Annotated in this window: 10 protein-coding genes; all 10 read right to left on the bottom strand. The window is 53.3% G+C overall.

The window, feature by feature from the left end:
- Nucleotides 1-186 (bottom strand): transposase domain-containing protein (locus FD744_RS23845; RefSeq protein ID WP_202403470.1); only part of this gene is annotated, 186 nt, incomplete at its 3' end.
- Nucleotides 187-408: 222 nt separating this feature from the next.
- Nucleotides 409-888, bottom strand: coding sequence for a type 3 dihydrofolate reductase (gene folA, locus FD744_RS23840; RefSeq protein ID WP_034826087.1), 480 nt, complete (start codon nt 886-888; stop codon nt 409-411).
- Between the two features lie 287 nt (nt 889-1,175).
- Nucleotides 1,176-2,318, bottom strand: a complete 1,143-nt coding sequence (locus FD744_RS23835) for a porin (RefSeq protein ID WP_160869772.1) — start codon at nt 2,316-2,318, stop codon at nt 1,176-1,178.
- Nucleotides 2,319-2,559: 241 nt separating this feature from the next.
- Nucleotides 2,560-5,784, bottom strand: coding sequence for a carbamoyl-phosphate synthase large subunit (gene carB / locus FD744_RS23830; protein ID WP_034826091.1), 3,225 nt, complete (start codon nt 5,782-5,784; stop codon nt 2,560-2,562).
- A gap of 13 nt (nt 5,785-5,797) precedes the next feature.
- Nucleotides 5,798-6,946 (bottom strand): glutamine-hydrolyzing carbamoyl-phosphate synthase small subunit, encoded by a 1,149-nt coding sequence (gene carA / locus FD744_RS23825; protein WP_058959360.1) that lies wholly within the window; start codon nt 6,944-6,946, stop codon nt 5,798-5,800.
- A 471-nt stretch (nt 6,947-7,417) separates the two neighbouring features.
- Nucleotides 7,418-8,233: a 4-hydroxy-tetrahydrodipicolinate reductase gene (gene dapB / locus FD744_RS23820; RefSeq protein WP_160833563.1), complete on the bottom strand. Its 816-nt coding sequence runs from the start codon at nt 8,231-8,233 to the stop codon at nt 7,418-7,420.
- 222 nt (nt 8,234-8,455) lie between these two features.
- Complete coding sequence (gene ispH, locus FD744_RS23815; RefSeq protein ID WP_160869770.1) at nt 8,456-9,409, bottom strand: 4-hydroxy-3-methylbut-2-enyl diphosphate reductase; 954 nt, start codon at nt 9,407-9,409, stop codon at nt 8,456-8,458.
- A complete protein-coding gene (gene fkpB / locus FD744_RS23810; RefSeq protein ID WP_160869768.1) occupies nt 9,390-9,860 on the bottom strand; it encodes an FKBP-type peptidyl-prolyl cis-trans isomerase in 471 nt (156 codons plus the stop codon). Before fkpB ends, ispH begins: the two co-directional genes overlap by 20 nt.
- A gap of 3 nt (nt 9,861-9,863) precedes the next feature.
- Nucleotides 9,864-10,367 carry a signal peptidase II gene (lspA, locus tag FD744_RS23805; protein ID WP_160869766.1) on the bottom strand — a complete coding sequence of 168 codons (504 nt, stop codon included), beginning with the start codon at nt 10,365-10,367 and terminating at the stop codon, nt 9,864-9,866.
- Nucleotides 10,367-13,186, bottom strand: a complete 2,820-nt coding sequence (gene ileS / locus FD744_RS23800) for an isoleucine--tRNA ligase (protein WP_097118314.1) — start codon at nt 13,184-13,186, stop codon at nt 10,367-10,369. The genes lspA and ileS overlap by 1 nt, the downstream gene beginning before the upstream one ends.
- Nucleotides 13,187-13,191 lie beyond the last annotated feature (5 nt).

The raw sequence follows: 13,191 nt of genomic DNA, 5'->3' as shown, positions 1-13,191 counted from the left end.
AAAAAGTGCCATGCCGGTTACAGCCCAGACCATCATTTCCATCGATAAACGGCGCTTTCGTAACGTCACTGTCCCGGTATCAGCGAGACACTCGTCAATGAGTTCAGGAGAAAGGAGATCGGAAAGCCCCGAGAATTCCTGAGGCGTAAACTTATGAACGATATCGAGAGCCTGACTGAGAAGCATAAAAAAATCCGTAATCCCTGAGAGATTACGGATTCTTGCAGAACTGCCGGATCGTTCAACCGATCATTTTTGTCTTAACTGATCGGCATTACGCAACGTGCGGGGCTTTTTTTGTTCGCCATAAAGGGTGGTTCTGAGATTTCCCGGTCGCCCTGTAGGGCAACACCACGACGAAATGAGACGATTTTCTCAGGGGCACATTGATGGGTGCCGGGATAAACATCAACGGCGATCTAAAATCTCAAAGCAGTAGCTGTGCGAGTTTTGCGCATCGGCGTCATGAAACTCGCTAAAGGTCGATTGCCACTCATCCGGCTCGTAATCCGGGAATTGGGTGTCACCTTCGACTTCGGCATCAATGTGTGTGAGATACAAACGATCGGCGCGCGCCAGCATCTGTTCGTAAATGCGACCGCCGCCGATCACCATGACCTCTTCCACGTCTCCCGCCGCTTTCACTGCTTCGTCCAGCGAAGTCACCCAGGTCACGCCTTCATGGGTGCCCGGCTGGCTGCTCACCACGATATTCAAACGTCCCGGTAGCGGGCGGCCGATTGATTCAAAGGTCAGACGCCCCATAATCACCGGTTTATTCAGCGTATTACGTTTAAACCACGCCAAATCAGCAGGCAGGTTCCAGGGCATGGCGTTTTCCATACCAATAATGCGATCGGCTGCCAGTGCTGCGATCAGACTAATCATGTTAAAAGACCTACAGGAAAAAAATTGGCGCCATCATACGTAAAGGCGAAAGTTTCGTCGATAGGCCGCCCCCGCTATTTGCGTAAAGCTCCTATGCGACCGCATTTTTGTTATTGGACAGAGTTTTACACCGACTTTCCCACCATACATGGAAATAGACGCCAGATTAGTCCAGCGGAACGCTACAACTCAGGGTGAAATGAGGCTTTGACGTGATGGAGTGTAAAGAAAACCGCACTGTCTGCGACAAAGAAAAACGGCTCCCGCAGGAGCCGTTGATACTTCGATTAGAAATCGTAGCGCAGACGCACCAGGTTCATGTTACCCAGTGATTTGTCGGTGCTAGAAGTGATCACGTATTCGTAATCAATCTGGAAGCCGTAGTCCAGTTTAGTGCTGATACCTACGCCATTGTCGATACGCTTGTAGTTACGTCCATTGACGAACTCCAGACGGTCACCCATGAAGTATGGCTGGATCGATTTAACCGCATACTGATCGATAGCGAATTTGTAGCCCGCGAAGTATTCCACGCCCCACGCATCATCGGCGAAGTAGTTGTTAACGGTGTTCTTCTTGGTTGGTGAGAAGTTCTGATACCAGCCTGCACCTGCAGACAGCGTCCAGTTATCCGGGGTCCAACTCAGCGCGGTACCGTAGATGTTCTGGTCGTAGTCTTTGCTTTCACCGGTGCCTGGGTTATGGATATCTGCACGGGTGTAGTTCCATGCCGTGCCCCATGCCAGATCTTTTGTGATGTGATAGTTCACACCCAGTGAGCCGCCGCCTTTACGCTTGTAACGCAGGCCGTTGCCTGGCAGGTAGTTGTTATCTTCAAACAGGTATGAAGCGTAAACATCAACGTCGCCGAAGGTATTTTTGTACTTCAGCATCTTACGTGAACGGTATGAACCGTCGTAATCGCCGTTGATACCGTTGCCCGGTGCCTGAGCCAGCATGTCGTAGTCCCAGATATCGGTCTTCGCACCGACCACATCATAGTAAACACTGTTCTGCTGACCAAAGGTCAACTGACCCCAGGTTTTGCTCTTCAGACCGGTGTAAAGTTGACGACGCGTGGTGTTGTTCTGGCCATCGGCATAGTGGTTATCCCAACCCCACCAGGCCGGGAAGTTCACGCCCAGCTCGTAGTAGCTGACCCAGCTGATGTCATCAAACAGGTAGTAATCCGCGGAGAAACGGAAACGTGAACCACCATCGTAGCCGTTACGCTTGTACGATTGATCACTGACGCCAGCCTGATGCTGGAACTGAGGACGAATACTGCCGCCGACTTTGAAATCAAGACGACTAAGTGGATCGCCTGCCTGCGGATCCTGCTTCAGCAGGGTAATTTCCGCCTGGCTGGCGAGAGGCGCAGCAACTAATAACGCAGCCACTGCGCTGAGGGTGAAAGCACGCATTTTCATTTTTTATATCCCAGTTAAGGTGAGCGCTCTATTGATGAGCGCTCAAGATAGTACGGTGCGCTTACCGGGATCGTATTTATAATTTTGTGCGGATAATCCGAGGTGTAACCGTTATCGCATCAACTGATAAAAACTATGTCAAATCAATATATTTTTCACACATAACCTTATTCAACCAACGATAAACAGGCGAAAAAAAACGGCTCCCTAAGGAGCCGTTTTCAGTTGGTCAACTTATTGATTAACCTTTGATTTGCGCATGCATTTCCTGCACTGAAATCACTTTCTCTGTCGGATCTGCATTCAACGCCATCGCGGTAGCAAATCCACCATTCAGCGTGGTGTCATAATGCACTTTATATTGCAGTGCACTGCGGCGAATCAGTTTGGAATCTTCAATCGCCTGACGACCTGCGGTGGTATTGACGATGTAGGTGTATTCGCCATTCTTCAGACGGTCCTGAATGTGTGGACGACCTTCATGCACCTTGTTAACCAGACGTGGGTTGATACCGGCCTCACCCAGCACCACAGCGGTGCCGTGTGTGGCGTCCAACTCGAAGCCAAACTTCTGCAGCTTCGCCGCCAGGTCAACGATACGTTTCTTATCGCCTTCGCGCACAGACAGTAACGCACGACCGGTTTTCTTCATGTTGCTCTGCGCACCCAGCATCGCTTTGGCGAACGCTTCCGCAAAGGTACGACCGACACCCATCACTTCACCGGTAGAACGCATCTCTGGACCAAGAATCGGGTCAACACCCGGGAACTTGTTGAACGGTAGCACCACTTCTTTCACCGAATAATACGGTGGAATGATTTCTTTCGTGACGCCCTGCTCAGCCAGGGTTTTACCTGCCATCACGCGTGCAGCCACTTTCGCTAAAGGTACGCCGGTCGCTTTAGACACGAATGGCACGGTACGCGCCGCACGTGGGTTCACCTCAATCAGGTAAACCTCGTTGTCCTTCACTGCAAACTGCACGTTCATCAAACCGCGTACGTTCAGCTCGAAAGCCAGTTTCTCGACCTGTTGACGCATCACGTTCTGGATTTCAGTGCTCAGCGTATAAGCCGGCAGTGAACAAGCGGAGTCACCTGAGTGAACGCCGGCTTGTTCGATGTGCTCCATGATGCCGCCAATCAGCACACGTTCACCGTCGCAAATCGCATCCACGTCGACTTCCACTGCATCATCCAGGAAGCGGTCCAGCAGTACCGGTGCATCGTTGGAAACAGAAACCGCGGTCTGGAAGTAACGCTTCAGGTCGATTTCATCATAAACGATTTCCATCGCACGACCGCCCAGCACATAGGAAGGACGTACCACCAACGGATAACCGATACCTGCCGCTTTCTCAACAGCTTGCTCCAGCGTAGCCACGGTGGCGTTAGCCGGTTGCTTCAGGCTCAGGCGATCAACCGCCTGCTGGAAACGTTCACGGTCTTCAGCACGGTCAATCGCATCTGGGCTAGTACCTATCACGGGCACACCTGCTGCTTCCAGCGCACGAGCCAGCTTCAGCGGGGTCTGGCCGCCGTACTGCACGATGACGCCTTTAGGCTTCTCGATGCGCACGATTTCCAGCACGTCTTCCAGCGTCACCGGTTCGAAGTACAAACGGTCGGAGGTGTCGTAGTCAGTCGATACGGTTTCCGGGTTACAGTTCACCATAATGGTTTCGTAACCGTCGTCGCGCAGCGCCAGTGCCGCATGTACGCAGCAGTAATCGAACTCGATACCCTGACCGATACGGTTTGGACCGCCGCCCAAAATCATGATTTTGTCACGATCCTGGTTTGGATTGGCCTCGCACTCTTCTTCATAAGTGGAGTACATATAAGCGGTATCGGTGGAGAATTCTGCCGCACAGGTGTCTACGCGTTTGTAGACTGGGTGCAGGTTGAACTGCTGACGCAGTTTGCGAATTTCGCTCTCTGCCACGCCCGCCAGGTTTGCCAGACGCACGTCAGCAAAGCCTTTGCGCTTCAGTGCACGCAGGAAATCAGCATTCAGTGAGTTGACACCTTCACGCGCAACCTGCTCTTCCAGACGTACCAGCTCTTCGATTTGCACCAGGAACCAGCGGTCAATGTTAGTCAGGTTGAACACGCCATCCACCGACATACCGGCACGGAACGCATCCGCGATGTACCAGATACGGTCAGAACCGGCATCTTTCAGCTCACGGCGGATGCGGGTCAGAGCTTCGGCATCATCCAGATCCACTTTCGGGTCGAAGCCGTTTGCCCCCACTTCCAGACCGCGCAGCGCTTTCTGCATTGATTCCTGGAAGGTGCGGCCAATCGCCATCACTTCACCCACAGATTTCATCTGCGTGGTCAGGCGGTCATTGGCACCAGCAAACTTCTCGAAGTTGAAGCGAGGAATCTTGGTCACAACGTAGTCGATTGACGGCTCAAACGACGCCGGCGTACGACCGCCGGTGATGTCATTCATCAGTTCATCGAGAGTGAAGCCCACCGCCAGTTTCGCGGCGACTTTTGCAATCGGGAAACCGGTCGCTTTGGAAGCCAGCGCCGACGAGCGCGACACGCGCGGGTTCATTTCGATAACCACAAGACGGCCGTCTTTTGGGTTAACCGAGAACTGCACGTTAGAACCGCCGGTTTCCACGCCGATTTCACGCAGTACCGCCAGCGAGGCGTTACGCATGATTTGGTATTCTTTATCCGTCAGGGTTTGCGCCGGTGCCACGGTGATGGAGTCACCGGTGTGGATACCCATCGCATCGAAGTTTTCGATCGAGCAGACGATGATGCAGTTGTCGTTTTTATCACGCACCACTTCCATCTCGTACTCTTTCCAGCCAATCAGCGACTCATCAATCAGCAGCTCATTGGTCGGTGACAGGTCGAGACCACGTTCACAAATCTCTTCGAACTCTTCACGGTTGTAAGCGATACCGCCACCGGTGCCGCCCATAGTAAAGGAAGGACGAATGATGCACGGGAAGCCTACATCTTCGGCCACGGCCAGTGCTTCTTCCATGGTATGCGCGATACCGGAACGCGCGGTGCCGAGGCCGATGCTTTTCATCGCCACGTCGAAACGGCGGCGGTCTTCAGCTTTATCGATGGCATCCGCGGTCGCACCGATCATGGTGACGCCGAACTCAGCCAGCACACCCTGACGCTCCAGCTCCAGCGCACAGTTCAGTGCAGTCTGGCCGCCCATGGTCGGCAGAACGGCATCCGGGCGCTCTTTTTCGATGATCTTACGTACTACTTCCCAGTGAATCGGCTCAATATAGGTCGCATCGGCCATTTCCGGGTCGGTCATGATGGTGGCCGGGTTGGAGTTGACCAGAATGACGCGGTAACCCTCTTCACGCAGCGCTTTACACGCCTGTGCACCGGAGTAGTCAAATTCACATGCCTGGCCGATAACGATCGGGCCAGCGCCAAGGATCAGGATGGATTTTATGTCTGTACGTTTTGGCATCGTGGGCTCCTGATTACTTCGCGTTAGAACGGTAAGCTTCGATCAGTTCGATAAAGTGATCGAACAGCGGCGCCGCATCGTGCGGGCCTGGGCTCGCTTCAGGGTGTCCCTGGAAGCTGAAGGCCGGTTTATCTGTGCGGTGAATACCTTGCACCGTCTGGTCGAACAGCGACACATGCGTGACACGCAGATTCGCTGGCAGCTGGCTGTCATCAACCGCGAAACCGTGGTTCTGCGCGGTAATCATCACCACATTGTTGTCGAGATCTTTGACCGGGTGGTTGCCGCCGTGGTGACCGAGTTTCATCTTCACGGTTTTTGCACCGCTTGCCAGCGCCAGCAGCTGATGGCCGAGGCAAATACCAAACACCGGAATATCAGTTTTCAGGAAGGCCTGAATGGCGTTGATGGCGTAATCGCAAGGCTCCGGGTCACCAGGACCGTTCGACAGGAAAATGCCGTCTGGATTGAGTGCCAGCACCTCTTCTGCGCTGGTCTTTGCCGGGACAACGGTCAAACGGCAACCGCGATCCACCAGCATACGCAGGATGTTGCGCTTAGCGCCGAAGTCATAGGCGACAACGTGGAATGGCAGCTCTGCAGCCGTTTTCTGCTCAGGCAAATCCCCTTCCAGTGTCCAGCTACCCTGCTGCCACGCGTAAGTTTCCGCCGTGGTCACTTCTTTCGCCAGGTCCATGCCTTTCAAGCCCGGGAACGCCTGCGCTTTTTGCAGCGCCAGTGCCGCATCCGGATTATCACCCGCGATAATGCAGCCGCTCTGAGCGCCCTTCTCGCGCAGCAAACGGGTCAGTTTGCGCGTGTCGATATCGGCGATGCCGACAATGTTATTGCGCTGCAAGTAAGCTGACAGGCTTTCTTCACTACGGAAGTTGCTGGTGATCAGCGGCAGGTCGCGAATAACGAGGCCTTGAGCATGGATTTGGCTGGATTCTTCATCGGCGGCGTTAACGCCAACATTGCCGATATGGGGATAAGTGAGGGTAACGATTTGGCGGGAATAGGAAGGATCAGTGAGGATTTCTTGATAACCAGTCATTGACGTGTTGAAAACGACTTCCCCCACTGCCGACCCCGTTGCCCCGATGGCCCGACCGTGGAATTGGGTTCCGTCTTCCAGAACCAAGAGCGCTGACTTAATCAAAACATCCTCCAGGGAATAAACAGTCACAATATTTGCATATTAATTCAAAATACATGCCCGAATCAATGCAAAATCCGCCTGAATGCTCGAATTTTGGCAAATTGCGCGCATTCTAATGATCGACCTTCAGCTTGTCTACCCTGAGTGGCTATTTTTTTGTATTTTTAAGGCTGTTGAATGTTAAAAAGCGAGAAAGGCGATAAAAGAGTGAGATAAGTGAGGAAAATAAACGGTTGCTAAGCGGCAATAATCGCAAACACGTGCTACCGCGCATAAATTTTTGACCAAATGGTCAAAAATCGCATCTTACTGACCTCCTGATAGAACTAAACATTGAAAAATAGCCATCAAAAGACAAAAATACAATTAAACCATCATTTTAATAAGTAAAATAAAGGGCAATGATCATATTGCCCTATTCAATCATCATCTTACCGATTGAAATAACCACATCACGATGGTTCACAACACTCACAACATCGATAAATCCAGCACATCCCGCATATCATAGAGGCCAGATTTCTTGTTCTTCAACCAACTTGCCGCCTTAACTGCACCATTAGCAAAGGTCATGCGGCTGGAAGCCTTATGGGTAATCTCTACACGCTCGCCAATATCAGCAAACATCGCGGTATGTTCACCAACGATATCGCCTGCGCGTACGGTAGCAAAGCCGATGGTCTGTGCTTGACGCTCGCCGGTATGGCCTTCGCGTGCGTAAACCGCGTGCTCGTCCAATTTCCAGTTCATCGCATCGGCAATCGCTTCGCCCATCGCTAACGCTGTACCTGATGGTGCATCAACTTTATGACGGTGGTGCGCTTCCACGATTTCAATATCAGCATAGTCACCCATCACTTTGGCTGCTTGCTGCAGCAGATTCAGCACCAGGTTCACACCAACACTAAAGTTAGCGGCAAACACAATGCCAATTTCTTCGGCAGCGGCGCGAATCGCTTCTTTACCTGCCTCATCAAAGCCGGTGGTGCCAATCACCATCGCCTTTTTATGCTTGCGGCAGAATGCCAGGTATTCCAGCGTACCTTCCGGCCGAGTAAAGTCGATCAGCACATCAAAATCATTGACCACTTTCAGCAAATCATCGGTAACGGTAATACCGGTTTTACCGATACCAGCCAGTTCACCTGCGTCAGCGCCCAGCAGTGAAGAACCGCTACGTGCCAGTGCTGCGCCTAACGCGACACCTTCCGCTTGCTGCACGGCCTGAATTAAATTGCGTCCCATGCGGCCTGGCGCACCAACGATAGCAATGCGGATATCACTCATAATTATTCATTCCTGATACAAATCTATGCATGCAAAGCGTAAACAGGTTAACGGTCAGATAACAGTCACGCCACAATAAAAAAGGGATAATAAGAATTTTATGCCAGCCGCCAAACATTATCAGTAAAAGCAATCCCACCTGCTGGAAGTGGTCTATTTGGCGACGACAGATAAAGAAAAGGCCGAACGATGTCGGCCTGATTCTGTCTCGATAGCAAACGCTTACTGGACGTTGCGCACTTCGACACGCAACTCTTTCGGCACTTCAAACACAATGTTCTCTTCACGGCCAATCAGCTCAATCGCGGCTTCGCCGCCATACTCTTTCAAGCGCTGAATCACCTGCTGCACCAGAATATCCGGTGCCGAGGCACCCGCCGTCACACCGATGATCTGCCTGCCTTTAACCCACTCTTCCTGAATGTCATCCGCTGAATCGATCAGCTTCGCCAGTTTCCCCGCACGCTGTGCCAGTTCGGCCAGACGGTTGGAGTTAGAGGAGTTTTTCGAGCCCACCACCAGCACCACTTCCGCATCACGCGCCAGAACACGCACGGCTTCCTGGCGGTTAGTCGTGGCGTAACAGATATCATCTTTGCGTGGGCCAATAATTGCCGGGAAGCGCTGACGCAGTGCATCAATCACATCTGATGTATCATCAACCGATAAAGTTGTCTGCGTCATGAAGCACAGATTGCCTTCGTCCTTAACGCTCAGCTTGAACACATCTTCCGGTGACTCCACCAAATACATGCCACCGTTGGGGTTGTTGTACTGCCCCATGGTGCCTTCTACTTCAGGGTGTCCGGCATGACCAATCAGAATGGCTTCCACACCTTTACGGCTGGCGCGCGCCACTTCCATATGTACCTTGGTCACCAGCGGACAAGTGGCGTCAAACAGCATCGTGAGATTGCGCGCTTTCGCTTCCGCCCGCACCGCCTGAGAAACGCCGTGAGCAGAGAAGATCAGGATGGCATCGTCCGGCACTTCGCTGATCTCTTCAATGAAGATCGCTCCTCGATCGCGCAAGCTGCTCACCACGTAGCGGTTATGTACCACTTCGTGACGCACGTAGATCGGTGCACCGTACATCTCCAGCGCGCGCTCCACGATGCTGATGGCGCGATCCACGCCTGCACAGAAACCGCGAGGGTTAGCTAACAGGATTTGCATCGCTGGCCTCCAGCACCGGATCAATCTCCAGCACTTCAATTTCAAACTGAATGCGCTGGCCGGCCAACGGATGGTTAAAATCAACGGTGATCGAGTCACCGGAAATTTCACGGATCACACCCGGCATCTCGCTACCACCTCTGCCGCTGAACAGCATGATGGAACCGACTTCCGGTTCGCCAGCATCTTTAAAGTCACGGCGCGAAAAGTACTGAACCAGGTCCGGACTGGTGCCACCAAAGGCATCTTCCGGTGCCAGCGTAAAGGCATGCTTATCGCCGACTTTACGTCCTAACAGTTCCTGTTCCAATGCACCAGACAAGCTGCCATCTCCCAGACGGAACAGCGCTGGTTTGCCGTTGGCGCGTGTGGATTCCGCTGTTGAGCCATCTTCCAGCTTCAGCGTGAAATGCACCAGCAACGCGCTATCGCGCTGTACGAAGTCGGTCATCTGTTACCCTTTCTCTTTTACCTGTTTATCTTTCGGGGTGAGAAAACCTTCTAACACCACCAACGCCGCGCCGATACAGATTCCGCAGTCAGCGATATTAAAGGTGGCGAAGTGCCAGTCTCCAACATAGAAGTCGATGAAATCGACCACGAAGCCGTGATAAGCACGATCAAACAGGTTACCCAACGCACCGCCGATAATCAGCGCGTAGGCAATATTGGTTAATTTGTGACTTGCACGGTTGCGATACATCATCACCACCAGCGCGACCACAATCGCAATCGCGATGCCGGCAAAGAACCAACGCTGCCAGCCACCTTTATCCGCCAGGAAGCTGAACGCCGCGCCATAGTTGTGCGCGTAGAACAGATTCAGGAACGGTATCAGCGGCTGAGTTTCATGCAGCATCATGTTATTCATGATCCACTGCTTGCTGGCGAAATCGATCACGATCACCACCAGCACCAGCCACAACCAGCGCAATCCGGTAGAGCAGAGTTTACTCATCAGGCAAATTTCCGCACTTCACCGTTGCCGGCTACGTTGGTGTAACAACGTCCACAGACCGCAGCATGCTCCGGATTCTGGCCAACGTCAGTAGTGTAATGCCAGCAACGCGGACATTTCTCGCCTTCTGCTTTATGCAGTGCGATTTTCAGACCTTTCAGTACTTCGCTCTGCTGCGCTTCATCGCTGGCAGTGGCGTAATCCGCCACCGTCGCGCCGGAAGTCAGCAGGACAAAACGCAGCTCATCGCCCAGCGCCTGCAGTTTAGCGGCCAGTTCAGCATCCGCGTAAAGCGTTACTGTGGCTTCCAGTGCGCCACCGATACGTTTATCGCTGCGCGCCTGCTCGATCACTTTGTTGACTTCACCGCGCACTTTCAGCAGCTCATCCCAATAAGCATCGTTCAGTGCTTCATTATCCGCCAGACCAAACAGGCCTTCATACCACTCTTCGGTGAATACGTATTTAGCACGTTCACCCGGCAGGTAGCCCCAGATTTCATCAGCAGTGAAGGACATGATTGGCGCCATCCAGCGCACCAGCGCTTCAACAATGTGCCACAGCGCGGTCTGGCAACTGCGACGCGCCAGGCTGTCACCTTTCGCGGTGTACTGACGATCTTTAATCACATCAAGATAGAACGAGCCCATTTCGATGGAGCAGAAGTGCATCAGACGCTGCACCACTTCATGGAAATCGTAGTTCTCGTAAGACTGGACGATGTCCTGCTGTGCAGCCAGCGCACGGCCAACCGCCCAGCGATCTACCACCACCATCTCTTCGGGTTTCACGCAATCGGTCGCCGGGTTGAAGCCCGCGAGGTTAGCCAGCAGGAAACGCGCGGTGTTACGGATACGACGATAGCTGTCCGCTGCACGTTTCAGGATCTCATCGGACACCGCCATTTCACCGGAGTAATCCGTTGAGGCGACCCACAGACGCAAGATATCCGCACCCAGTTTGTCCATCACATCCTGCGGAGCCACGGTGTTACCGATGGATTTCGACATTTTGCGGCCCTGACCGTCCACGGTGAAACCGTGCGTCAGTACCTGACGGTAAGGCGCTTTGCCTTTCATCGCCGTCGAGATCATCAGCGAAGACATGAACCAGCCACGATGCTGATCTGAACCTTCCAGATACATATCCGGCGCATGGCCACCAAATTCTGGGCGCGCATCAACCACAGAGTAGCTGGTTGATCCTGAATCGAACCACACATCCAGCGTATCTGGCACTTTGACATAGTGATCAGCGTCATCGCCCATCAGATCGCGCGGATCGAGATCCCACCATGCCTGAATGCCATCCTGCTCTACGCACTTCGCGACTTTTTCCATCAGCTCCAGTGTATCCGGGTGCAGCTGCTCGGTCTCTTTATGTACGAATAGCGCCATTGGCACGCCCCACGTACGCTGACGCGAGATACACCAATCTGGACGGTTCGCCACCATCGCTTCGATACGCGCCTGGCCCCAGTCTGGGATCCACTGCACGCCTTTGATCTCTTTCAGCGACTGCGCACGCAGGCCCTTCTGATCCATGCTGATGAACCACTGCGGGGTGGCACGGAAGATGATCGGGGTTTTGTGACGCCAGCAGTGTGGATAGCTGTGCAGCAGTTTCTCTACGTGCAGCAGCGCGCCTTTCTCTTTCAACAGCTCAACGATCATGTCGTTGGCTTTAAACACGTTTACGCCATCCAGCGTGGGATAGGTGCCTGGCAGGTACGCGCCATCCGGGCCGACCGGGTTAGCGGTTTCCAGACCGTATTTCTGGCCGATCACATAGTCATCTGGGCCGTGGCCAGGTGCGGTATGCACTGCACCGGTACCCGCTTCCAGCGTAACGTGCTCGCCCAATACGACTTTGGATTGGATCTGCTCAAGAAACGGGTGCTGGAACAGCTGCAGCTCAAGTGCCGCACCGTTGCATTCGCCCAGTACTTTCCACTCAGTGATGCCCGCGCGCTTCATCACACCCTCAACCATCTCTTTGGCGAGGATCAAGCTGCGGCCTTCGATTTGCAGCAACTGGTATTCGAACTCAGGATGCAGTGAGATACCGCGGTTGGCCGGCATGGTCCACGGGGTAGTGGTCCAGATCACCAGAGAAACCGGGCCTTCAGAGGCGGCAACGCCAAACTTCGCGCGCACCGCATCGGCATCGACGGCGTTAAACATCACGTCGATAGATGGGGAGGTTTTGTCGTAGTACTCCACTTCCGCTTCAGCCAGCGCCGAGCGGCAATCCATGCACCAGTGCACCGGCTTCGCGCCTTTGTGCAGGTGGCCGTTGCCAATGATTTTACTCAGCGCACGAATGATGTTGGCTTCGGTTTTGAAGTCCATGGTCAGGTAGGGACGATCCCAGTCGCCCAGCACGCCGAGACGGATGAAGTCTTTCTTCTGGCCTTCAACCTGTTCAGCAGCGTAGTTGCGGCAGGCGGCACGGAATTCCGCGGCGGAGACTTTCTCGCCTGGCTTACCGATCATCTGCTCAACTTTGTGCTCGATAGGCAAACCATGGCAGTCCCAACCCGGCACATACGGCGAGTCATAGCCCGCCATGCCTTTCGACTTAACGATAATGTCTTTCAGAATCTTGTTAACGGAGTGACCAATATGAATGCTGCCGTTCGCGTAAGGAGGGCCATCATGCAAAATAAAGGTTTTTTTCCCTTTTTTGGCTTCGCGGATGATGCCGTACAGGTTGTCATCAGTCCAACGTTGCAGCATTCCCGGTTCGCGTTTGGCCAGATCGCCACGCATCGGGAACCCCGTTTCCGGCAAATTCAGGGTAGATTTATAGTCACTCATCAGAT

It is taken from the genome of Pantoea sp. Taur (genome assembly GCF_009830025.1).
Lineage (GTDB): Bacteria > Pseudomonadota > Gammaproteobacteria > Enterobacterales > Enterobacteriaceae > Pantoea > Pantoea communis.
This window is presented reverse-complemented; position numbering and strand designations above follow the sequence as displayed.

Excerpts from the sequence above, each read along its gene's own strand:
- FD744_RS23835 (WP_160869772.1), bottom strand. The coding sequence starts at position 2,318 with ATGAAAATGCGTGCTTTCACCCTCAGCGCAGTGGCTGCGTTATTAGTT.
- carB (WP_034826091.1), bottom strand. The coding sequence starts at position 5,784 with ATGCCAAAACGTACAGACATAAAATCCATCCTGATCCTTGGCGCTGGC.
- ispH (WP_160869770.1), bottom strand. The coding sequence starts at position 9,409 with ATGCAAATCCTGTTAGCTAACCCTCGCGGTTTCTGTGCAGGCGTGGAT.
- ileS (WP_097118314.1), bottom strand. The coding sequence starts at position 13,186 with ATGAGTGACTATAAATCTACCCTGAATTTGCCGGAAACGGGGTTCCCG.
- folA (WP_034826087.1), bottom strand. The coding sequence starts at position 888 with ATGATTAGTCTGATCGCAGCACTGGCAGCCGATCGCATTATTGGTATG.
- dapB (WP_160833563.1), bottom strand. The coding sequence starts at position 8,233 with ATGAGTGATATCCGCATTGCTATCGTTGGTGCGCCAGGCCGCATGGGA.
- fkpB (WP_160869768.1), bottom strand. The coding sequence starts at position 9,860 with ATGACCGACTTCGTACAGCGCGATAGCGCGTTGCTGGTGCATTTCACG.
- lspA (WP_160869766.1), bottom strand. The coding sequence starts at position 10,367 with ATGAGTAAACTCTGCTCTACCGGATTGCGCTGGTTGTGGCTGGTGCTG.